This window comes from Streptomyces sp. NPDC032091 (assembly GCF_055580265.1).
Genome location: NZ_JBVILR010000001.1, coordinates 526890 through 548725, shown reverse-complemented (window position 1 = coordinate 548725; position 21836 = coordinate 526890). Strand labels below are relative to the sequence as shown.

Here is a 21836-nt window from a genome sequence, read left to right as displayed (position 1 = left end):
AAACGAGGTAGTCAGAACCAGTGGTGACCGTATACACGACATTTCCGTCGGCCATGGACTGCACACCCTGGGAGTTCCGCGAGCGCCTGGCCCAGGAGGCGAAGTGGGCCGAGGCCGCGGGCGTACGGGGCATGCTCGTCTACAGCGACAACAAGCTGCTCGATCCGTGGGCCGCGGCGCAGCTGCTCATCGACCGCACCGAACGCTTCGTCCCGATGGTGGCCGTGAACCCGGTGTACATGCATCCGTTCAGCGTCGCCCGGATGATCAGCAGCATCGGCTTCCTGCACGAGCGCCGGGTGGACCTGAACTACGTCACCGGGGGATTCCACCGCCACCTCCAGGAGCTGGGCTGCGGCCTCGACCACGACGAGCGCTACGACCGGCTCTCCGAGTACGCCGAAGTGGTCACGCGCCTGCTGGACGGCAAGCGGCCGGTCACGTACCAGGGCGAGCACTTCCGGCTCAAGAACGCCGCGGTCAGCCCCCCGCTCGACCCCGCCCTGACCCCCGGCGTGTTCGTCTCCGGGACCTCCGACGCCTGCCGCACCGCGCAGCGGCGACTCGGGGCGACCCGCCTGGCCTACCCCCGCGAGATCGACGGGTACCAGGGCGAGTCCCCCCTGGCGGACAGCGGGATCCGCCTGGGCATCATCGCCCGGGACACCGCCGAGGAGGCCTGGCGGGTGGCCCACGCCCGCTTCCCCGCCGACCCCATGGGCGAGGAGGTGCACGAGATCGCCGCCGAGACCGTCGAGTCGCGGTGGCACCTGAGCCTGTCCGAGGACGCGTTCCGCTCCTCGGTGCCCAAGGACGCCTACTGGCTCTACCCGTTCCGGGCCTACAAGACGTTCTGCCCGTACCTGGTCGGGACCTACGCCGAGGTCGGCGAGCTGCTCGCGCGCTACCTCGCGCTCGGCGTCTCGACCCTGATCCTCGACGAGATCGTCGAGGAGGACGACCTCCACCACGCGATGCTCGCCCTGCGACACGCCCAAGGAGGGCCCGCATGATCCCCCTGTCCCACGCCCAGCGCAGACTGTGGTTCATCGACCAGTTGGAGGGGGCGAGCGCCACCTACAACATCCCGGTGGCCCTGCGCCTGGCCGGCCCCCTGGACGTCCCCGCGCTACGCGCGGCGTTGGCCGACGTGGTGGGCCGGCACGAGAGCCTGCGGACCGTGGTCGCCGACGCCGGCGGCCAGGCCGTCCAGCGGATCCTGCCCCGGGACGAGGCACGCGTGCCACTGGAATGCGTCCGGCTCACCGCGGACGAGATCGAGGCCAAGGTCACCGAAGCCTCCTCGTACGTCTTCGACCTCACCGGTGAGATACCGGTGCGCGGCTGGCTGTTCTCCACCTCGGACACCGATCACGTGCTCGTCGTCCTCATCCACCACATCGCGAGCGACGGCTGGTCCACCCAGCCGCTCCAGCGCGACCTCTCCGAGGCCTATGCGGCACGCCGGTCCGGATCGGCTCCCGACTGGTCCGACCTGCCCGTGCAGTACGCCGACTACACGCTGTGGCAGCGCGAACTCCTCGGCGACGAGAGCGACCCGGACAGCCTCATCAGCCGGCAGGTCTCCTACTGGAAGGAGCAGCTCGCCGGTCTGCCCGACGAGTTGCGATGGCCCACGGACCGGCCGCGCCCGGCCGCACCGAGCTACCGCAGCCGGATCGTCGAGTTCGAGCTCGACGCCGCCGTGCACGCGCGACTCGACGCCATCGCCCGCGAGCACCAGGTCACCATGTTCATGGTGGTCCAATCGGTCCTCGCCGTGCTCCTGACCAGGCTCGGCGCGGGCACCGACGTACCCGTGGGATCGGTCGTGGCGGGGCGCACCGACAACGCGCTGGACGACCTGATCGGATTCTTCGTCAACACCCTGGTCCTGCGCACGGACACCTCGGGTGATCCGGCCTTCACCGAACTGCTCGCCCGGGTCCGGCGGACCGACCTGAGCGCCTACGCGCACCAGGACATCCCGTTCGAGCGCCTGGTCGAGGTGCTCAACCCGGCCCGGACGACCGGGCGCCACCCGCTCTTCCAGACCCTGCTCGTGTTCCAGAACAACGACGAGGGCACCCTCGACTTCCCCGGTGTGGACGTCACACCGTGGGAGGGACCCCAGCAGGTGGCGAAGTTCGACGTGACCCTCGGTCTGTCCGAGAACCGCGGCGCCGACCGGGAGCCGGCCGGGCTGCGGGGCGGCTGGGTGTTCGCCGCCGACCTCTTCGATGCCGATACGGCGCAGAGCCTCTCGGCCCGCTTCGTACGGCTCCTGGAGGCGTTCGCCGCCGACCCCGACCAGCGCATCGGCACCCCGCCGCTGCTCGACGACGCCGAATACCGCCGGATCGTCCACGACTGGAACGACACCGCCCGGCCCCTGCGTAGCCCCCTGCTGCCCGAGCTGTTCGACGCGCAGGTGCGGCGCACCCCCGAGGCGACCGCGCTGATCAGCGGGGACCGCCGGCTCACCTACGCCGAGCTCGACGCCTGGTCGAACCGGCTCGCGCGGCTCCTCGTGAGCGAGGGCGCCGGGCCCGAGACGCTCGTCGCGGTGGCGGTGCCGCGGTCCGCCGAGATGGTGGTGGCCGTCTGGGCCGTGCTCAAGGCGGGGGCCGGCTACCTGCCGCTCGACCCCGGACTGCCGGCGGCCCGCGTGGAGTCCGTCCTGGCCGACGCCCGTCCCGGCCTGCTCCTCACCGTGGGTTCGCAGCGGCCGGCCCCGCCGGCCGAGGGCCTCCGGCGGATCCTGGTCGAGGACGCCGCCGAGGCGGCCGTCGCCGACGTCCCGCTCACGGACGCGGACCGCCGTACCCCGCTGCTGCCGGGCCATCCGGCCTACGTGATCTACACCTCGGGATCCACCGGCCGCCCCAAGGGGGTCGTCGTCCCGCACGCGGGAGTCGGCGCCCTGGCCGCCTGGGCCGGCGAGGGCTACGGCGCCGACCGGCTCGCCCACGTCCTCGCGACGACGTCGCTGACCTTCGACGTCTCGGTGTTCGAGGTGATCGTCCCCCTGGTGTGGGGCGGCTGCGTCGAGGTGCTGCGCGACCTCCTGGAGCTGGCCGAACGGCCCGGTTGGTCGGCCACCCACATCGGCGGCGTGCCCTCCGGCTTCGCGGCTCTGGCCAACCGCTCGGACCTGGACGTCAAGGCGGGCACCGCGGCCCTGGCCGGCGAGGCGCTCGTACCCGGCGTGCTGCGTCGGGTGCGGTCCGCGCTGCCCGGCGCCGACGTGGTCAACCTGTACGGCCCGACCGAGTCCACCGTGTACGCCACGGCCTGGTTCGGAACGGCCGACGCCTCGGACGACGAGCAGGGCCCGGCCGTGCCCATCGGCCGGCCCGTGCACAACACCCGTGCCTACGTCCTGGACGAAGGCCTCCAGCCGGTGCCCGCGGGGGTCACGGGGGAGCTCTACCTGGCCGGCGCGGGGCTTGCGCGCGGATACCTGGGCAGGGCGGCACTGACCGCCGAGCGGTTCGTGGCCTGTCCGCTCGGGGGCCCCGGCGAGCGGATGTACCGCACGGGCGACCTGGTGCGCCACCAGCCGGACGGCCAGCTCGTGTTCGTCGGTCGGACCGACGATCAGGTGAAGGTGCGCGGCTACCGGATCGAGCCGGGTGAGGTGGAGTCCTGCCTGCTGGACCACCGGCAGGTGGAGAGCGCCGCCGTCGCGGTGCGCGAGGACGCGCCGGGAGACCGGCGTCTGGTGGCGTACGTGGTTCCGTCCCCCGCGGCCGAGCCGGACGCGGGCGCGCTGCGCACGTTCGCCAAGGAGCGGCTGCCCGGATACATGGTGCCGTCGGTGGTCGTCATCCTCGACGCGCTGCCGGTGACGGCGAGCGGCAAGGTGGACCGCGGTGCGCTGCCGGCGCCGGAGGCCGGCGGATCGGCCTGGCGCGGGCCGGGCACCCCGCGCGAAGAGGCGTTGTGCGAGATGTTCGCCGAGGTGCTCGGAGTGGATCAGGTCTCCGTCGACGACGACTTCTTCGAGCTCGGCGGCCACTCCCTGCTGGCGATGAACCTGGTGGGCCAGGTGCGGTCGGTCTTCTCCGTCCCCGTACGGTTCCGTGACTTCTTCTACAACGCGACGGTCGCCGACCTCGCCGAGACGATCGACCGCGCCACGACGGCGGGAGGTGCCCCCCGTGCCTAGCCGCACCACGGCGGACCGGGCCGCGCGGCTCGTTCCGCTGGCCCGTGCCGCGGACGCCGTACCGGGGGACGAGGAGGCGACACTCTTCCTCGTCCACGCCATCGGGGGGACCGTCCACTCCTACGCGGCCCTCGCGAAGTGCCTGGCGGGCACCTGCGCGGTGTTCGGCATCGAGGCCTTCGGGATCCGGGACGGTGACCCCGTCAACTCCCTCGCGGAGATCGTCGACCGGTACGTGGCGGCCGCACGGGAGGCGTCACCGCACGGCCCGTACCGGCTCGGCGGCTGGTCGATGGGCGGCATCGTGGCCTTCGAGATGGCCAGACGGCTCGAACAGGAGGGCGCGGAGGTCGAATTCGTCGCCCTCCTGGACTCCCCCTTCACCCTGTCCTGGGCGGAGCTCGGCTACGAAGGCGCGGACGGCGGGCGGACCCTGCTGTCCCGCTTCACCGAGGACGTCTCCGATTCCCTGGGCTGGAGCATGCCCACGACCGGCCCGGCCGCCGTCGACCCGCTCGGCTGGCTCGCGTCGGCCATCGCGGGCGGCGGCGAGGAGGCGGCGGAGCAGATCGCGGTCGTACGCGAAGAACTGGAGAGGCGTTTCGCGGTGTTCCAGGCGCACGCCGAGGCCCTGGCCCACTACCGCCCCAGCGGGACGGTCGCCGCGGAACTGCGACTGCTGATTCCGGACGACTCGCCCAACCTCGACTCGGCGCCGCGCTGGGGCGGGGCCACCCGCGGAACGGTGCGGCACGCCACGGTGCGCGGCGACCATTACACGTTCCTGCGGGCTCCGGTGGTCGCCGAGGTCGCCGCGTTCGTCGGCGCGACCGCATGACGCGCGGGGCACACGTCCCCGCACGGCTCGTCGACGGGGCGTGGGAAGGGCCGTTGGAGCCGCCGGGCTCACGAGGGCCCGCCACGCTGTGGCTCGTGCGAACCCACGAGTTCCGGGGCGTGGTGGCCCGGCTCGCCGACTCCTTGCTCGACGACGGCGAGAAGCGACGGGTCGCCGCCTTCCGGGGGCGAGCCGACCGGGACACCTACCTGGCCGGGCACACGGGCCTGCGCCTGCTGCTCGGCGCCTACCTCTCGCTCCCCCCTGCGGACGTCCCGTTGGGCCGGCTGCCGTGCGTCTCGTGCGGCCGGCCCCACGGGCGTCCGGTGGTACGGGGCCACTCCCTCCACTTCTCCCTCTCCCACAGCCGCGGGCTCTGCCTGATGGCCTTCGCCCCGACACCGGTGGGAGTGGACGTCGAGGCGGTGCCGGGGCCGGACGTCGTGGCGGAGGTGGGGCTGTCCCTGCACCCGCGGGAGACCGCCGAGCTGAGCACGCTCGACGCGTCCGCCGCTCCCCCCGCGTTCGCGCGTACCTGGGCCCGGAAGGAGGCCTACCTGAAGGGCCTCGGCATCGGCCTCGACCGGCCCCCCTCGCTGGACTACCTGGGCACGCGGGCCAACGCGGTCACCGCGCCACCCGGCTGGACGGTCCGGGACGTAGCCGTCGGCGACGAGCACGCCGCCGCCGTCGCCACACGGGCCGCCGCCGCTCCCGGCACCCACGACCCCACCCGGGCCGCCACCCCCGAAGCCGCGCTGACGCCCCACTGAAGCCGGGCAACGGAAAACCCCAGGCCGCGTGGAACACGACCTGGGGTTTTGATGGAGCCGCCTTCGGGATTCGAACCCGAGACCTACGCATTACGAGTGCGTTGCTCTGGCCAACTGAGCTAAGGCGGCACCGCTGGGAAGACGAGAAAAGTCCCCGTAAGGAGGCTCTCATCAGCAGCGTCGCCAAGTCTACAGGGTTCGATGCGATGCCCCGAACCAGGTCCCGCCAGGGGGGTCAGCAGCGTTTGCCGGCGGGTGGGGCCTGGCCCTCCAGGAGGTAGCGGTTGATCGCGGTGTCGACGCAGTCGCTGCCCCGGCCGTACGCCGTGTGGCCGTCGCCGTCGTAGGTGAGGAGGGTGCCCGAGTCGAGCTGGTCCGCCAGGGCCTGGGCCCACTTGTACGGGGTCGCCGGGTCGCGGGTCGTGCCGACCACCACGATCGGGGCCGCGCCCCGGGCCGTGAGGGGTTTCGCCGTGCCCGTGGCCTTCACCGGCCAGTAGGCGCAGTTCAGCGAGGCCCAGGCCAGCCCCGCGCCGAAGACCGGCGAGGCCTTCTCGAAGGAGGGCAGGGCGGCGTCCACCGCCTCCGGGCCGGTGAAGGCCGGGGGCTGGTCGAGGCAGTTCACGGCGGCGTTCGCGAACATGAGGTTGGCGTACTTGCCGTCCGCCTCGCGCTCGTAGTAGCTGTCGGCGAGGGACAGCAGGCCCGCGCCGTCCCCGTTCATCGCCTCCGTGAGGGCCTGGCGCAGGTGCGGCCAGGCGCTCTCGTCGTACAGCGCCGCGATCACGCCGGTCGTCGCGAGGGACTCGCCCAGCGGGCGGGCCGGGTCGCCGGAGGGGACCGGCTGGGCGTCCAGCTTGCGGAAGAACTCCTTCAGCCGCTGCCCCTGTGCCTCCGGCGTCCCCCGCCCCAGCGGGCAGTCGGCCTGCTTCGCGCAGTCCTTGGCGAAGGAGCGGAAGGCCGTGTCGAAGCCCGCCGTCTGGTCGCGGTTGAGTTCGAGCGCCGGCCGCGAGGGGTCCATCGCCCCGTCCAGGACCAGCCGGCCGACCCGGCCCGGGAAGAGGTCCGCGTACGTCGCGCCGAGGAAGGTGCCGTAGGAGGCGCCGACGTAGTTCAGCTTCTCGTCGCCCAGGAGCGCCCGGAGCAGGTCCATGTCGCGGGCCGCGTCGACGGTGGAGACGTGCGGCAGGATCCGCGCCGAACGCTGCTCGCAGCCCGCCGCGAACTCCTTGAACGCCGCCACCAGCCGGGCCCGCTCCCCCGGGTCGTCCGGGGTCTGGTCCACCTGGGTGAAACGGTCCATCGCCGGCCCGGTCAGGCACTCCACGGGGCTGCTGCGGGACACCCCGCGCGGGTCGAAGGAGACCATGTCGTAGCGGGCGCGCACCGGCGCCGGGTAGCCGATGCCGGCGTACGCCTGGAGGTAGCCGATACCGGAGCCGCCGGGTCCGCCCGGGTTGACCACCAGGGAGCCCAGCTTCTTGCCCGGGCCGGTGGCCGTGCGGCGGGCCACCGCGATGTCCACGTCCTGGCCGGAGCCCGGGTTCGCGTAGTCCAGCGGCGCCTTCATGGTGGAGCACTGGAAACCCTGGACACCGCAGTCGCGCCAGCTCAGCTTCTGCTCGTAGTACGGGCGCAGTCCGGACGGCACCGGGGACGGCTCGGCCGAGGCCGAGGCCACGTCCGGGCTGCCCGAGGTACAGCCGGAGAGCAGCAGCCCGGCGGCGGCGATCACGGTCCCGGTGGTACGCAGCAGTCGCCTGGTGTCCATGCGGCGAGCGTACGGCCTGCCGGGGCGCCTGTCCGTCGGCCGCCGCCCGCGCGGCCGCCCGCCGACCGGGGGCGGACCCGCCGTCCGGCGACCGCGCGGTCCTCCCCGCGCACCGCCCGGGACCGCTCGTACGGGTGAACCCGTCACCCGGCCCGCAGGGCCATCGTCATGGCCTCCACCGCCAGGAGCGGGGCCACGTTCCGGTCGAGGGCCTCGCGGCAGGCGATGATCGCCTCGATGCGCCGCAGCGTCCGCTCGGGGCCCGAGGCGCGGGCGATCCGGTCCAGGTCGGGGCGTATGTCGTCGTTGGCGATGGCCAGGGCGGAGCCGAGCTGGAGGGCCAGGACGTCCCGGTAGAAGCCCGTCAGGTCGGTGAGGGCGAGGTCGAGGGTGTCGCGCTGGGTACGGGTGCGGCGGCGCTTCTGGCGGTCCTCCAGCTCCTTCATCACCCCGGCCGTGCCGCGCGGCAGCCGCCCGCCGGCCCCCGCCCCGGCGCCGAGCGCGGCCCTCAGCTCCTCGGTCTCCTTCGCGTCGACCTCCTCCGCGACCTGCTTGGCGTCCTCCGCGGCGGCGTCCACGAGCTCCTGCGCGGCCTTGAGGCAGCCGCCCACGTCGTCCACCCGCAGCGGGAGCTTCAGCACGGCGGCGCGCCGGGTGCGGGCGGCCTCGTCGGTGGCGAGCCGGCGGGCCCGGTCGATGTGGCCCTGGGTCGCGCGGGCGGCGGCCGCGGCGGCGGCCGGCTCGACGCCGTCGCGCCGCACCAGCACCTCGGCCACCGCCGCCACGGACGGGGTGGTGAGGGTGAGGTGGCGGCAGCGGGAGCGGATGGTGGGCAGCACGTCCTCCAGCGAGGGGGCGCAGAGCAGCCACACGGTGCGCGGGGCGGGCTCCTCCACGGCCTTCAGCAGGACGTTGCCCGCGCCCTCGGTGAGCCGGTCGGCGTCCTCCAGGACGATGACCTGCCAGCGGCCGACCGCCGGGGAGAGCTGGGCCCGGCGGACCAGGTCGCGGGTCTCCTTCACGCCGATCGACAGGAGGTCGGTGCGGACGATCTCGACGTCGGCGTGCGTCCCGGCCATGGTGGTGTGGCAGCCGTCGCAGAACCCGCAGCCCGGTTCCCCGCCGAGGGCGCGGTCCGGGCTGACGCACTGCAGGGCCGCCGCGAAGGCGCGGGCGGCGGTGGCCCGCCCGGAGCCGGGCGGGCCGGTGAACAGCCAGGCGTGGGTCATCTTGGAGCCGGGCGGCAGCGGTTCGCCCCCGGCGGCGGCCGTGACCAGGGCGTCGGCGTCGCGGGCGGCGGCGGCCAGCTGCGCGTGCACGCGCTCCTGACCCACCAGGTCGTCCCACACGGGCATCCCGCCCACCGCCTTTCACCGTCCGTGGGTGCCCCGCACCCGTCTGCTCACATTGTGGCGCGCGCCACCGACAATCCGTTCCCGGTGCGGTCTGCGCCCGCCCGCCGGGTCAGCGGCGACGGCGCCATCCGCCCCGGCCGCCCCCGTCGCCCCGCTCGTCACTACGGTCACCCCGGTCACCGCGGTCACCGCCTTCGTCGCCGTGCTCCGGGCGCGGGCCCAGCAGCTCGTCCGCCAGGGTCGGCACGTCGTCCATCGGGGTCGCCTCGGCCCAGTCGGACGGGGCCCGGCGCGGCCGGCCGTCCTCGTCGAAGACGGGCAGCTCGCGGGTCACGTCGTTCCCGGAGTCCCGGAAGATCTCCGGCGGCACCCGGTCGGCCGGGGGCTCCTGGGTGTGCGGGGCGGTCGGACGCTCCGCCGGACGGGTCCGCCCGCCCGGGGCGGGGGCGGGTCCGTCGGGCCGTACGGCGGGCAGGACCGCCGTCTCGTCGGACGGACGCGCCGCCGACGGGTCGATCTTGGGCACGGGGACGGTCTGGGTCACGTCGTCCGGCCGGACGACCCGGCGCACCACCGGCGTCTCGACCGTGACGGCCTCGTCCGCCGGGAGCGGGTCCTTGCTCATCACGACCTTGGGCGCGGGCGCCTCGGCGGCCTTCGCCCGGGCGGCCTCCGCGGCCTTGGCGGCCGAGGCCTCCGCGGCCCTGGCGGCCGAGGCCTCCGCCAGCTTGCGGGCCTCCTCCGCCCGCAGCAGGGCCTCCTCGGCACGCCGCTGCTTCTCCAGCCGGTGCTCCTCCGCCTCGGCGCGCAGCCGGGCCTCCTCCGCCTCCTGGAGCCGGATCCGCTCCCGCTCGGCGGCGAGGGCCCGCTCCTCGGCCTCGGCGCGCAGCCGCTCGGCCTCGGCCCGCGCCCGGGCCTCCGCCTCGGCCCTGCGCCGCTCCTCCTCCGCCTTCAGCCGGGCTTCCTCCGCCTTGCGGGCGGCCTCCTCCTCGGCCAGCCGGCGCGCCTCGGCGGCCTCCTGTTCGGCCTTGAGCCGGGCTTCGGCGGCCTCGCGCTCGGCCCGCAGCCGGGCCTCCTCGGCCTCCCGCTCCGCCGTGAGCCGCGCCTCCTCGGCCTCCCGGGCCAGGCGGGCCTCCTCCTCGGCCTTCAGCCGGGCCTCCTCCGCCTTGCGGGCGGCCTCCTCCTCGGCCTTGCGCCGGGCCTCCTCCTCGGCGAGCCGGCGGGCTTCGAGCTGTGCGGCCACCTCGGCCTCCGACAGCGGGAGCATCCGGTCCAGGCGGTGGCGCACGACGGTGGTCACGGAGCCGGGGTCCTGGCCCGCGTCGACCACCAGGTAGCGGCCGGGGTCGGCGGCGGCGAGCGTCAGGAAGCCGGCCCGCACCCGCTGGTGGAACTCGGTCGGCTCGGACTCCAGCCGGTCGGGCGCCTCGGTGAACCGCTCGCGCGCGGTCTCCGGCGAGACGTCGAGCAGCACCGTCAGGTTCGGGACCAGGCCGTCCGTGGCCCAGCGGGAGATCCGGGCGATCTCGGTCGGGGACAGGTCGCGCCCGGCGCCCTGGTAGGCCACGGACGAGTCGATGTAGCGGTCGGAGATGACCACCGCGCCCCGCTCCAGGGCGGGCCGGACGACGGTGTCGACGTGCTCCGCGCGGTCGGCCGCGTACAGCAGCGCCTCGGCGCGGTTCGACAGCCCGGCCGAGGAGACGTCGAGCAGGATGGAGCGCAGCCGCTTGCCGACCGGGGTGGCGCCGGGCTCCCGGGTCACGACGACCTCGTGGCCCTTGCCCCGTATCCAGTCGGCCAGGGCCTCGACCTGGGTGGACTTGCCGGCCCCGTCGCCGCCCTCCAGGGCGATGAAGAACCCCGTCGCGGACGGGGCCTGTACGGGCTCCCCCCCGCGCAGCGCGTCGCGCAGATCGCGGCGCAGCGGTACGCCGCCGCGGTCGTCGGCCTTGGTGAGGACCACGACGGCGGCGGGCAGCAGCAGCGCGCCGAGCAGCATCAGGGTGTAGGCCGCGCCGCCGTGCGTGAGGACGACCGCGCCGCCGCCCAGCCGGTGCGGGCCGATCAGGGCGGCCAGCACGGGGGCGCCCACCGCCCCGAGGGCCACGGCCACCCGCACCACGGCCTGTAGGTGCTCGGTGACCCGGGCCCGGCGGAACTCCTCGGTCTCCTGGTCGAGCAGGGTGTGGCCGGTGTTGGCGGCGACGCCCGCGGCGAGGCCGGCGAGCAGCGCCAGGAACAGCACGGTGGCCGTGTCCCGGACCAGCCCGGTCAGCAGCAGCGCCAGCCCGGCGACGGCCATGGCCAGGGCCAGCAGCCGGCGCCGGGAGAGCCCGGGCAGGACCTTCCCGGCCTGGGTGGCGCGGATCCCGGCGGCGGTGCCGCCGACGAGGGCGAGCACCATCAGGGCGTACGAGGACGGCCCGCCGCCCAGGTCGAAGGCGTGCAGCACGGCGACGGAGGCGGCGCCCGCCACCGCGGCGGCGACGGCGGCGCAGGCCAGCACGAGCAGCCGGAACGCACCCGTACGGCCCTTCTCGCTCCGGTCGCCCGCCCTCGGGGCCCGCAGCCCCTCCAGCGGGGAGCGCGGCCTCGGGGTCTTCACGGCGGGCAGCGTCAGCGGCAGCAGCAGCGACACGGAGGCGGCGAACAGGCCGGCGGCGACGTAGGAACCCAGCGCCGACTGGTTGGCGGCGAACCAGTCCACGCCCAGGCCCAGCGCCCGCCCGACCAGGGTCGCGGCCAGCAGGGCGGCGGCCGCGACGGGCATCGCGGCGAAGGTGGTGCGCAGGCTCAGGCGGCGCAGGGCGTCGAGGTGGTCCGGGAGCGGGCGCACGGTCGCCCCCTCCGGCGGCGGCGCGGGCAGCAGCCCGGGGGCGGCGCTCTCCTTGGCCAGGGTCCACACCCGCTCGGCGGCGCCGGAGACGAGCACGGTGGCCAGCAGCGCGGTCGTGGCGTGCGCCGGGATCCAGTCGAGCCAGAGCGGGGCGACGACGAACAGCACGATCCGCAGCCCGTCGGCGCCGACCATCGTCCAGCGGCGGTCGAGCCGGCCGCCGGGGGCGGTGAGCCGGGCCAGCGGGCCGAGCAGGACCGCGCCGAAGAGGACCGTGGCGAGGACGCGCACCGCGAAGACGGCGGCGACGGAGAGGGCCGCGCCGCGGTAGCCGCCCCCGAAGAGGTTTCCGGAAGCGGTGGTGACCGTCGCCTGGAGGGTCAGCAGGACGAGCACCAGCAGGGCGAGGGCGTCGCCGATGCCGGTCACCAGCTGGGCACTCCACAGCCGGCGCAGCCCTGGGGTGCGCAGCAGCGCGCGCACCGCTCGCTCGCGGGAGTCCGCGGCCAGGGCTTCGTCGTAGGCGGGGTTCTCGGAGGCGGTCACGACCGTTGGCTGCTCGGCTCGCGTCATCCGCCCAGCCTATCCGCTGCGCCGGGCCGTTGCCGTGGCCTGTGGACGGCTCCCGCTGTGACCCCGCACCCACCTTCCGGGGACGGGGGCCGTGCCCCCGTCCCCGGAAGGGACTACTCGTCCGCCGGGGCGGCGGCGGCCTTCTTCGCGGCCGCCGTCGTCGTCTTCTTCGCCGCCGTCTTCTTGGCCGCCGCGGCCGTGGTCTTCTTGGCGGCGGTCGTCTTCTTCGCGGCCGCCGTCGCCTTCTTGGCCGGGGCCTTCTTGGCGGGCGCCTTCTTGGCCGGGGCCTTCTTCGCGGTCTTCTTCGCCGGCCCCTTGGCCCGCTTCTCCGCGAGCAGCTCGTAGCCCCGCTCCGGGGTGATCGTCTCGACGTCGTCGTCGCGGCGCAGCGTCGCGTTCGTCTCGCCGTCCGTCACGTACGGGCCGAAGCGGCCGTCCTTGACGACCACCGGCTTCTCGCTGACCGGGTCGGTGCCCAGCTCCTTGAGCGGCGGCTTGGCCGCGGCCCGGCCCCGCTGCTTGGGCTGGGCGTAGATCGCGAGGGCCTCGTCCAGGGTGATGGAGAAGAGCTGGTCCTCGGTCTCCAGGGAGCGCGAGTCCGTGCCCTTCTTCAGGTACGGGCCGTAGCGGCCGTTCTGGGCCGTGATCTCCACGCCCTCCGCGTCCGCGCCGACGACGCGCGGCAGCGACATCAGCCGCAGGGCGTCGTCGAGGGTGACCGTGTCCAGGGACATGCTCTTGAACAGGGAGGCCGTCCGCGGCTTGACCGCGTTCTTGCCCGTCTTCGGGGTGCCCTCGGGCAGGATCTCCGTCACGTACGGCCCGTAGCGGCCGTCCTTGGCGACGATCTGGTTGCCGCTGACCGGGTCCGCGCCGAGCGCGAACTCGCCGCTCGGCTTCGCGAACAGCTCCTCCGCGTAGGCGGTCGTCAGCTCGTCCGGGGCCAGGTCGTCGGGGACGTCGGCCCGCTGGTGGCCTTCCGCGTCCTTCTCGCCGCGCTCCACGTACGGCCCGTAGCGGCCGACGCGCAGCACGATGCCGTCGCCGACGGGGAAGGAGGAGATCTCCCGGGCGTCGATCGCTCCGAGGTCGGTGACCAGCTCCTTGAGGCCTCCGAGGTGGTCGCCGTCGGCCGGGACGACCTCGGTGGCGTCCTCGGAGCCGAAGTAGAAGCGCTTCAGCCACGGCACGGACTGGGCCTCGCCGCGCGCGATGCGGTCGAGATCGTCCTCCATCTTGGCGGTGAAGTCGTAGTCGACGAGCCGGCCGAAGTGGGTCTCCAGCAGGTTCACGACGGCGAAGGACAGGAAGGACGGGACGAGCGCCGTGCCCTTCTTGAAGACGTAGCCGCGGTCGAGGATCGTGCCGATGATCGACGCGTACGTCGACGGGCGGCCGATCTCCCGCTCCTCCAGCTCCTTGACCAGCGAGGCCTCGGTGTAGCGGGCCGGGGGCTTGGTCGCGTGGCCGTCGGCGGTGATCTCCTCGGCCGTCAGCGCGTCGCCCTCGGCGACCTGCGGCAGCCGGCGCTCGCGGTCGTCGAGCTCGGCGTTCGGGTCGTCGGCGCCTTCGACGTACGCCTTCATGAAGCCGTGGAAGGTGATCGTCTTGCCGGAGGCGCTGAACTCGGCGTCCCGGCCGTCGCTCGCCCGGCCGCCGATCTTCACGGTGACCGAGTTGCCGGACGCGTCCTTCATCTGGGAGGCGACGGTCCGCTTCCAGATGAGCTCGTACAGGCGGAACTGGTCCCCGGTCAGGCCCGTCTCGGCCGGGGTGCGGAAACGATCACCCGAAGGCCGGATCGCCTCGTGCGCCTCCTGCGCGTTCTTGACCTTGCCGGCGTAGACGCGCGGCTTCTCGGGCAGGTAGTCGGCCCCGTAGAGCTGCGTGACCTGCGCCCGCGCCGCCGCCACGGCGGTCTCGGAGAGCGTGGTGGAGTCCGTACGCATGTAGGTGATGAAGCCGTTCTCGTACAGCTTCTGCGCCACCTGCATCGTCGCCTTCGCGCCGAAGCCCAGCTTGCGCGAGGCCTCCTGCTGGAGGGTCGTCGTGCGGAACGGGGCGTACGGCGAGCGGCGGTACGGCTTGGACTCGACCGAGCGGACGGAGAACGCGGCGCCCTGGAGCGCGGCGGCGAGCGCCCGCGCGTTCGCCTCGTCGAGGTGCAGCACCTCGCCCTTGAGCTGCCCGTTCGGCCCGAAGTCACGGCCCTGCGCGACCCGCTTGCCGTCCACCGTGTTCAGGCGGGCGACCAGCGAGGACGGGTCCGAGGCGTCACCGGCGCGGCCGGTGGCGAAGGTGCCGGTCAGGTCCCAGTACTCGGCGGAGCGGAAGGCGATGCGCTCGCGCTCGCGCTCCACGACGAGGCGGGTGGCGACGGACTGGACGCGGCCGGCCGACAGCCGCGGCATGACCTTCTTCCACAGGACCGGCGAGACCTCGTAGCCGTAGAGGCGGTCGAGGATGCGGCGGGTCTCCTGGGCGTCGACCATGCGCTGGTTCAGCTCGCGCGGGTTGGCGACGGCGTCGCGGATGGCGTCCTTGGTGATCTCGTGGAAGACCATCCGGTGGACGGGGACCTTGGGCTTGAGGACTTCCTGGAGGTGCCACGCGATGGCTTCGCCCTCGCGGTCCTCATCGGTGGCGAGGAAGAGTTCGTCGGACTCGGCCAGCAGGTCCTTCAGCTTCCTGACCTGGGCCTTCTTGTCCGCGTTGACGACGTAGATCGGCGCGAAGTCGTGCTCGACGTCCACGCCGAGACGGCGGACCTCGCCGGTGTACTTGTCGGGGACCTCGGCCGCGCCGTTCGGGAGGTCGCGGATGTGCCCGACGCTCGCCTCGACGACGTACCCAGGGCCGAGGTAGCCCTTGATCGTCTTCGCCTTGGCAGGGGACTCGACGATGACGAGTCGGCGGCCGCCCTGTGCGGTCTCGCTAGTCGGGGACAACTTGGCTCTTCTCTCCGGTCGGCACTCGGTCGCAGTACGGCGACGCTGCGGAGTGTGACGGTACAACCCGCCCCCGTGTCAAACGGCACAAGCCCGCAACGGCCACTCGAACGGTAACCCGACAAGTGCCGTTTCTGCCGCCCGGATGCCGCGCCGGGCCCCTCGCGGTCACCGGGCCGAGTGGCCCGGGGGCCGTCTGGCCCCGCCCCCGCACCCCCCGCGACGTCGGGTTTCACACCCCGGCGGAGATCATCACCGGTACGCGCCTCAGAACCGCTGGAGGCACCAGACTCCCAGGGCCAGCGACCCCGCGCCGGCGAGCAGCGCCAGCGGTACGGCCACCGCGGGGCGCACGCCCTCGGCCACCGGCGCCCGGCGGCTCGCGCGCGCCCCCGTCCAGACCAGCAGGGCCGTGCCGAACAGCAGGAACACGCCCGCCGCGAAGACCGCCGGACCGCGTTCCATGCCGTTCCCCCTCCACCCGGGCCGCTCGGGGGATCCCCCCGAATCCCCCGCCGAGCGGGAGCCTGCCACCCGTGGGGGAACGGCGGGCGAACCCCGGGTTACATCACGGATGCGCCCGGGCGCGCTGCCCGGACCGCTACCGGCCGGGCTCCTGCACGGGCTCCAGGAAGCCCTGCTCGACCAGCACCCGGATCGCCTCCGGGGTCCGGTCCCGCAGCAGGACCGGGTCCTCCTCCACCAGCTGGGCGATCGCGTCGAGGATCCGGCCGGCACTGAGCGAGCCGTCGCACACGCCGGCGAAGCCCGCCCCGACCGTGTCCACCTTCGTGGCCCGGCGCATCCCGCGGTTCTGCCGGAGCACCACGTGCTCGGGGTCCTCCGCGCCGGGCGCGCCGACCTGCTCCTGGACGACCTCCTCGGTCAGCCGGAAGTACCCGGCCAGCAGCGCGGCGTCGTCGTGCTCGCGCAGGTAGTCCTGGCGGGCGAAGTGCGCGAGGACGGTCTCGCCGAGCGGCTGCTCCACCGTGTGCGGCCACTCCTCGACGACGACCGAGGGCTCGGCCGCGTCCGTGCGGCGCAGCGTGATCCAGCCGAAGCCGACCGCCTTGGTCTTGCGGGACTCGAACTCGTCCAGCCAGTCCTCGTAGCGCGCCGCGTACTCGGCCGGGTCCGTGCGGTGGTCGCCGGCGTCGCGCAGCCACAGCTCGGCGTACTGCGTCACGTCCTGTACGTCGCGCTGCACGATCCACGCGTCGCAGCCGCGCGGCACCCAGGAGCGGACCCGGTCGTGCCAGTCCTCGCCCTCGACGTGCTGCCAGTTGCCGAGGAACTGCGCGAACCCGCCCGGGTTGAGGTGCTCCCCCGCCTGCTGGACCAGGGTCCGGCACAGGTCGTCCCCGCCCATCCCGCCGTCCCGGTAGGTGAGGCGGGCGCCGGGGGAGATGACGAACGGCGGATTGGACACGATCAGGTCGTACGTGGCGTCCCCGACCGGCTCGAACAGGGACCCGGTGAGCAGCTCGGCCTCCGGCGCCCCGGACAGTGCCAGCGTCAACCGGGTGAATTCCAGGGCCCGCGGGTTGACGTCGGTGGCGGTGACCCGGGTGGCGTGCTGCGCCGCGTGCAGGGCCTGGATCCCGGATCCGGTGCCCAGGTCCAGGGCCGAGCCGACGGGGACGCGGACGGTGATCCCGGCCAGGGTGGTGGAGGCCCCGCCGACGCCGAGGACGACCGCCTCCTCGCGGCTGCCGATGCCGCCGGCCCCGCCGACGGCGCAGCCGAGGTCGGAGACGATGAACCAGTCCTCGCCGTCGGGACCGCCGTACGGGCGCACGTCGACGGTGGCGTGCACCTCGTCGCCCTCCCGCCGCAGCCAGCCGTCGGCGAGCGCGGCCTCGACGGGCAGCGCCCGCGCGGCGTGCACCTGGGGGACGGGGCACTGGAGGAGGAACAGCCGGACCAGGGTGGCGAGGGGGCTGTCGCCATGGCTGCGGGTGGCGCGCAGGGCGGGGACCGTCTCACTGCGGGCGAGCGCGGCGTAGGCGGGGGCTCCGAGCAGGTCGAGCAGCCCGTCGGCGGTGAATCCGGCGGCGAGGAAGGCTTCGCGGAGCTCGGCGGCGCGGTCGGGCTGGGGGAGGCTGGTGGTACTCACCCGTCCATTGTGGCCGCTGGCACCGTCGATGCGTACGACCGGCGGGACGCGACGCCGCGGAGGCGCGGGCACGGCCGGACCGCGGCCGCCCGCACCCCGTGCGGCGCGGCTACTTGGGCGCCGAGACCTGGCAGCCCTTCTGGGAGTAGATCACCTTCAGGCCGGTCGAGTTGAGCTTCTCCTTGCTCGCGGTCTCGTTGGCCGCGACCTCGGTGAGACCGCTGGCGACCTGCTGGAGGCCGTCCGCGAACTTGGCCTGGTCCTTGGGGTCGAGCGCGTCGATCTTCGTCTTGAGGTCGGTGTAGCCCTTGGAGATCTCGCCGTAGCTCTTCACCACGGAGTCCTGGGCCGACTTGCCGTCCTTGACCGGGGCCTCGCCGGCGGCCGTCAGGGAGGCCGCCATGCTCTTGTAGGACTCGGAAAGGGTCTGGAACGCGGCCGAGTCGGTCGACTGGACCTCCTCGGGCTTGCTGCTCTGCGAGGCGACCCGCTTCAGGTCGTCGTTGGTGGTCTTGATCTTGGTGAGCTGGGGCTCCCACTTGTCGCAGACCTTCTTGGCCCAGGCGTCGGCCTTCTTGTCGCCGTCGCCGTCACCGCCGCAGCCGGACAGCACGAGCATCAGTACCGCACCGCAGGACACCGCGGCCGCAAGCTTCTTGTTCACCGGATTGGTCCCTTCGAAGGCTCTCGGCCGGAAGATACACGCCCGCCCTCGGAGCACACAGAAAGGCGGACGGACGGCGCGTCAGTACGCGCCGCCCGTCCGCCGTTCGGGCGCATCCCCGGAGCCGGCCGGCCCACGGGGCCGCGGGCCGTCTCAGGGGCTCCGCGGGGTCAGGAGACGGTCGCCGGGTCCGCCGGCTGCGCCACGCGCTCCGCGGCCGCGCCTTCGCCCTCGTCGTCGCCGACGGCGATACCGCGGCGCTTGGACGCGTACACCGCGCCGACGATGACCAGGAGGGCGACGGCCGCGACGACGGCCCGTACGGTCGCGCTGGTGTCCTCGCCGTAGCTGAACTGCACGACCGCGGGGGCGATCAGCAGGGCCACCAGGTTCATGACCTTCAGCAGCGGGTTGATGGCCGGGCCGGCGGTGTCCTTGAACGGGTCGCCGACGGTGTCGCCGATGACGACCGCGGCGTGCGCCTCGCTGCCCTTGCCGCCGTGGTGGCCGTCCTCGACGAGCTTCTTCGCGTTGTCCCACGCGCCGCCGGAGTTGGCGAGGAAGACCGCCATCAGGGTGCCGCAGCCGATGGCGCCGGCGAGGAAGGAGCCGAGCGCGCCGACGCCGAGGGTGAAGCCGACGGCGATCGGGGTGAGCACGGCGAGCAGGCCCGGGGTGGCCAGCTCGCGCAGGGCGTCCTTGGTGCAGATGTCCACGACGCGCCCGTACTCGGGCTTCTCGGTGTAGTCCATGATCCCGGGGTGCTCGCGGAACTGGCGGCGCACCTCGTAGACGACAGCGCCCGCGGAGCGGGACACGGCGTTGATGGCCAGGCCCGAGAACAGGAACACGACCGCGGCGCCCAGGATCAGGCCGACCAGGTTGTTCGGCTGGGCGATGGCCAGGCTGAGGTTCATCTCTCCGGCCTTGGCGCCGACCGTCTTGACCGCGTTGGTGATGGCGTCGTTGTACGAGCCGAAGAGCGCGGCCGCGGCGAGGACGGCGGTGGCGATCGCGATGCCCTTGGTGATGGCCTTGGTGGTGTTGCCGACGGCGTCGAGGTCGGTGAGGACCTGGGCGCCGGCACCCTCGACGTCGCCGGACATCTCGGCGATGCCCTGGGCGTTGTCGGAGACCGGGCCGAAGGTGTCCATGGCGACGATGACGCCGACGGTGGTGAGCAGGCCGGTGCCGGCCAGGGCCACCGCGAAGAGGGCGAGCATGATGGACGTGCCGCCGAGCAGGAAGGCCCCGTAGACGCCGAGGCCGATGAGCAGCGCCGTGTAGACGGCGGACTCCAGGCCGACGGAGATGCCGGCGAGGACGACGGTGGCGGGGCCGGTCAGCGAGGTCTTGCCGATGTCCCGGACGGGACGGCGGCTGGTCTCGGTGAAATAGCCCGTCAGCTGCTGGATGAGGGCCGCGAGCACGATGCCGATGGCGACGGCGACCACGGCCAGGATCCGCGGATCCCCGTCGTGGCCCAGGATCGCGGCGTCCTCGACCCCGGTGAGCTCCTTGTAGGTGGCCGGCAGGTAGGCGTAGACGGCGGCGCCGACGAGCAGCAGGGAGATCACGGCGGAGATGAAGAAGCCGCGGTTGATCGCGGTCATCCCGCTGCGGTCGGAGCGGCGCGGGGCCACGGCGAAGATGCCGATCATGGCGGTGATGACGCCGATGGCGGGCACGATCAACGGGAAGGCGAGGCCGAGGTCGCCGAAGGCGGCCTTGCCGAGGATGAGGGCGGCCACGAGGGTGACGGCGTACGACTCGAAGAGGTCGGCCGCCATCCCCGCGCAGTCGCCGACGTTGTCGCCCACGTTGTCGGCGATGGTCGCGGCATTGCGCGGGTCGTCCTCCGGAATGCCCTGCTCGACCTTGCCGACCAGGTCGGCGCCCACGTCGGCGGCCTTGGTGAAGATGCCGCCGCCCACGCGCATGAACATCGCGATGAGCGCGGCGCCGAGGCCGAAGCCCTCCAGCACCTTGGGGGCGTCGGCGGCGTAGACGAGCACGACGCAGGAGGCGCCGAGCAGGCCGAGGCCGACGGTGAACATGCCGACCACGCCGCCCGTGCGGAAGGCGATCTTCATGGCCTTGTGGGCCACTTCGGTCAGGTCCTTGGCGGGCTCGCCCTCGGCGGGGGTGGCCTCGCGGGCGGCCGCGGCGACACGGACGTTGGCGCGGACGGCGAGGCGCATGCCGATGTAGCCGGTGGTGGCCGAGAAGAGGGCGCCGACGAGGAAGAAGGCGGAGCGCCCCGAGCGCTGCGTCCAGTCGTCGGCGGGGAGCAGGAAGAGCAGGAAGAAGACCACGGCCGCGAAGATGCCGAGGGTGCGCAACTGGCGGCCCAGATAGGCGTTCGCGCCCTCCTGCACCGCGGCGGCGATCTGCTTCATGCTGCTGGTGCCCTCGTCGGCCGCGAGGACCTGGCGGACCAGGATCTGCGCGACGACGAGTGCGGCCAGGGCGATGCCCGCGATGACGAACACGATGACCCGGTTGTCATCGGTGAGTACTGCGGCTGCCAGATCACCGGTGTGATCCGCGGCATTGGGGGTGAAGAGCCCCGTCATTCGTCCTCCTTGACGTGATGAGCTCAAGATGTGGACGGATTGTAGGGAGCGCACCGCGATCAAAACAGTGGGCGTGAAACGGAATTGGCGCGCTCGTGCTCCTCAGCAATAGATCGCGTCACTCCTTTACCCCCGAAAGAGGTAATGGGGCAAAGGCATTGACGGCCGATCAGCGATCTAGAGGATTTCCCGGGAAATGAAAAAGGCCCTGCTCAGCAGGGCCTTGATAAAGATCGGAAGATAGGACGGTCGCGGTCTCACGGAAGATCGGCGGCCCCGGTGAGGGGCCAGCGCATCCGGATCGTTCCGCCCGATTCCCCACTGGTCACGGAGACGTCGTCGACGAGCCCGCTGATCACGGCGAGGCCCATCTCGTCCTCGCCGTCGGCGTCCGGGTCCAGGGCGGCGTCCATCCCGGGCACCGGCTCGGAGGAGCCCCCGGGCGGCCCGGGCACCTCGTCGCCGACCTCGATGGAGAACAGCTTCTCCTCCTCGGTCAGCACGACCCGCACGGGCGCGGTCAGCCCATTGCTGCGGTGCAGTCCGACGGCACGGGAGCAGGCCTCGCCCACGGCGAGGCGGACCTCGTCGAGGACGGCTTCCTCCACCCCCGCCCTGCGCGCCACGGCGGCCGCCACCAGGCGGGCCGTGCGCACGTGTTCGGGCTGGGCGCTGAAGCGCAGTTCAACGGTGGCCATGGCGTCCCCCTCGGACTACAGGCGTGCCTTGACAGGGGCCCGGACCACCGTGTGGTCCGGTACCCCCGCTCCTCGGCGGCTCCCCGGTGTGGGAGCCGTGCGTCAGTCGGTGGCCTGGACGGCGTCGTCCACAGAGGTGTGGATCGGGAACACCTTCGTCAGACCGGTGATCCGGAAGATCTTCAGGATGCGCTCCTGGTTGCAGACCAGACGCAGCGAGCCCTCGTGCGCGCGGACGCGCTTGAGGCCTCCCACGAGCACACCGAGGCCGGTGGAGTCGAGGAAGTCCACTCGCTCCATGTCGACGACCAGGTGGTAGCTGCCGTCGTTCACCAACTCCACCAACTGCTCGCGCAGCTTGGGCGCGGTATACACATCAATCTCGCCACCGACCTCTACGACCGTGCGGTCGCCGACAGTGCGAGTCGACAGGGACAGGTCCACGGATCCTCCAGCACCTTGCTATCGAGCGGCGCCCCCCAGGGGCCTCCCACCCGAAGGTAGGGGAGGGATC

The 21836-nt window shown here is 73.4% G+C and carries 13 protein-coding genes, 1 tRNA gene and 1 pseudogene; 4 read left to right on the top strand and 11 right to left on the bottom strand.

The features are described from left to right. Nucleotides 1-53: 53 nt before the first annotated feature. The 4 genes and pseudogenes from ACZ5NJ_RS02545 (at nucleotide 54) to ACZ5NJ_RS02530 (ending at nucleotide 5782) form a co-directional block, all read left to right on the top strand. On the top strand, nucleotides 54-1013 hold the full coding sequence (locus ACZ5NJ_RS02545) for an LLM class flavin-dependent oxidoreductase (RefSeq protein ID WP_468761843.1): 960 nt from the start codon (nucleotides 54-56) through the stop codon (nucleotides 1011-1013). Beyond that, a pseudogene (locus ACZ5NJ_RS02540) lies at nucleotides 1010-4171 on the top strand (non-ribosomal peptide synthetase); the annotation flags it as partial. The gene ACZ5NJ_RS02545 and the pseudogene ACZ5NJ_RS02540, both read left to right, overlap by 4 nt. Next, on the top strand, nucleotides 4164-5009 hold the full coding sequence (locus tag ACZ5NJ_RS02535; RefSeq protein WP_468761841.1) for a thioesterase domain-containing protein: 846 nt from the start codon (nucleotides 4164-4166) through the stop codon (nucleotides 5007-5009). The pseudogene ACZ5NJ_RS02540 and the gene ACZ5NJ_RS02535, both read left to right, overlap by 8 nt. Nucleotides 5010-5104: 95 nt before the next feature. Further along, nucleotides 5105-5782 carry a 4'-phosphopantetheinyl transferase family protein gene (locus ACZ5NJ_RS02530; RefSeq protein ID WP_468761839.1) on the top strand — a complete coding sequence of 226 codons (678 nt, stop codon included), beginning with the start codon at nucleotides 5105-5107 and terminating at the stop codon, nucleotides 5780-5782. Between the two features lie 52 nt (nucleotides 5783-5834). On the opposite strand, the gene ACZ5NJ_RS02525 is transcribed toward ACZ5NJ_RS02530, so the two are convergent. The 11 genes from ACZ5NJ_RS02525 to bldG all read right to left on the bottom strand — a co-directional run bounded on the left by ACZ5NJ_RS02525 (nucleotide 5835) and on the right by bldG (nucleotide 21766). Next, nucleotides 5835-5911: transfer RNA gene (locus ACZ5NJ_RS02525), tRNA-Thr, on the bottom strand. A gap of 106 nt (nucleotides 5912-6017) precedes the next feature. Continuing rightward, nucleotides 6018-7553: an alpha/beta hydrolase gene (locus ACZ5NJ_RS02520; protein WP_468761837.1), complete on the bottom strand. Its 1536-nt coding sequence runs from the start codon at nucleotides 7551-7553 to the stop codon at nucleotides 6018-6020. A gap of 143 nt (nucleotides 7554-7696) precedes the next feature. After that, entirely contained in the window at nucleotides 7697-8908 is a 1212-nt protein-coding gene (locus tag ACZ5NJ_RS02515) for a DNA polymerase III subunit delta' (protein ID WP_468761835.1), read from the bottom strand. Between the two features lie 109 nt (nucleotides 8909-9017). Then, nucleotides 9018-12320 carry a dTMP kinase gene (tmk, locus tag ACZ5NJ_RS02510; RefSeq protein ID WP_468761833.1) on the bottom strand — a complete coding sequence of 1101 codons (3303 nt, stop codon included), beginning with the start codon at nucleotides 12318-12320 and terminating at the stop codon, nucleotides 9018-9020. Nucleotides 12321-12433: 113 nt separating this feature from the next. Further along, nucleotides 12434-15268 (bottom strand): type I DNA topoisomerase, encoded by a 2835-nt coding sequence (gene topA, locus ACZ5NJ_RS02505; RefSeq protein WP_468761831.1) that lies wholly within the window; start codon nucleotides 15266-15268, stop codon nucleotides 12434-12436. A 267-nt stretch (nucleotides 15269-15535) separates the two neighbouring features. Beyond that, nucleotides 15536-15733 (bottom strand): hypothetical protein, encoded by a 198-nt coding sequence (locus ACZ5NJ_RS02500; RefSeq protein ID WP_395509803.1) that lies wholly within the window; start codon nucleotides 15731-15733, stop codon nucleotides 15536-15538. Between the two features lie 136 nt (nucleotides 15734-15869). Next, a complete protein-coding gene (locus ACZ5NJ_RS02495) occupies nucleotides 15870-17384 on the bottom strand; it encodes a DUF7059 domain-containing protein (RefSeq protein ID WP_468761829.1) in 1515 nt (504 codons plus the stop codon). 109 nt (nucleotides 17385-17493) lie between these two features. Further along, entirely contained in the window at nucleotides 17494-18048 is a 555-nt protein-coding gene (locus tag ACZ5NJ_RS02490) for a small secreted protein (RefSeq protein WP_468761827.1), read from the bottom strand. Between the two features lie 170 nt (nucleotides 18049-18218). Next, nucleotides 18219-20624 (bottom strand): sodium-translocating pyrophosphatase, encoded by a 2406-nt coding sequence (locus ACZ5NJ_RS02485; RefSeq protein ID WP_468761825.1) that lies wholly within the window; start codon nucleotides 20622-20624, stop codon nucleotides 18219-18221. A 257-nt stretch (nucleotides 20625-20881) separates the two neighbouring features. Then, the gene (locus ACZ5NJ_RS02480) at nucleotides 20882-21322 is read right to left on the bottom strand and encodes an ATP-binding protein (RefSeq protein WP_468761823.1); all 441 of its coding nucleotides are present in this window, start codon (nucleotides 21320-21322) and stop codon (nucleotides 20882-20884) included. Nucleotides 21323-21424: 102 nt separating this feature from the next. Then, nucleotides 21425-21766: an anti-sigma factor antagonist BldG gene (gene bldG, locus ACZ5NJ_RS02475; RefSeq protein WP_004939779.1), complete on the bottom strand. Its 342-nt coding sequence runs from the start codon at nucleotides 21764-21766 to the stop codon at nucleotides 21425-21427. Nucleotides 21767-21836: the final 70 nt, after the last annotated feature.

Bases quoted from the DNA above. Each gene is read 5' to 3' on its own strand.
- ACZ5NJ_RS02545 (WP_468761843.1), top strand. From the start codon at position 54: ATGGACTGCACACCCTGGGAGTTCCGCGAGCGCCTGGCCCAGGAGGCG.
- ACZ5NJ_RS02520 (WP_468761837.1), bottom strand. From the start codon at position 7,553: ATGGACACCAGGCGACTGCTGCGTACCACCGGGACCGTGATCGCCGCC.
- ACZ5NJ_RS02515 (WP_468761835.1), bottom strand. From the start codon at position 8,908: ATGCCCGTGTGGGACGACCTGGTGGGTCAGGAGCGCGTGCACGCGCAG.
- tmk (WP_468761833.1), bottom strand. From the start codon at position 12,320: ATGACGCGAGCCGAGCAGCCAACGGTCGTGACCGCCTCCGAGAACCCC.
- ACZ5NJ_RS02500 (WP_395509803.1), bottom strand. From the start codon at position 15,733: ATGGAACGCGGTCCGGCGGTCTTCGCGGCGGGCGTGTTCCTGCTGTTC.
- ACZ5NJ_RS02485 (WP_468761825.1), bottom strand. From the start codon at position 20,624: ATGACGGGGCTCTTCACCCCCAATGCCGCGGATCACACCGGTGATCTG.
- ACZ5NJ_RS02480 (WP_468761823.1), bottom strand. From the start codon at position 21,322: ATGGCCACCGTTGAACTGCGCTTCAGCGCCCAGCCCGAACACGTGCGC.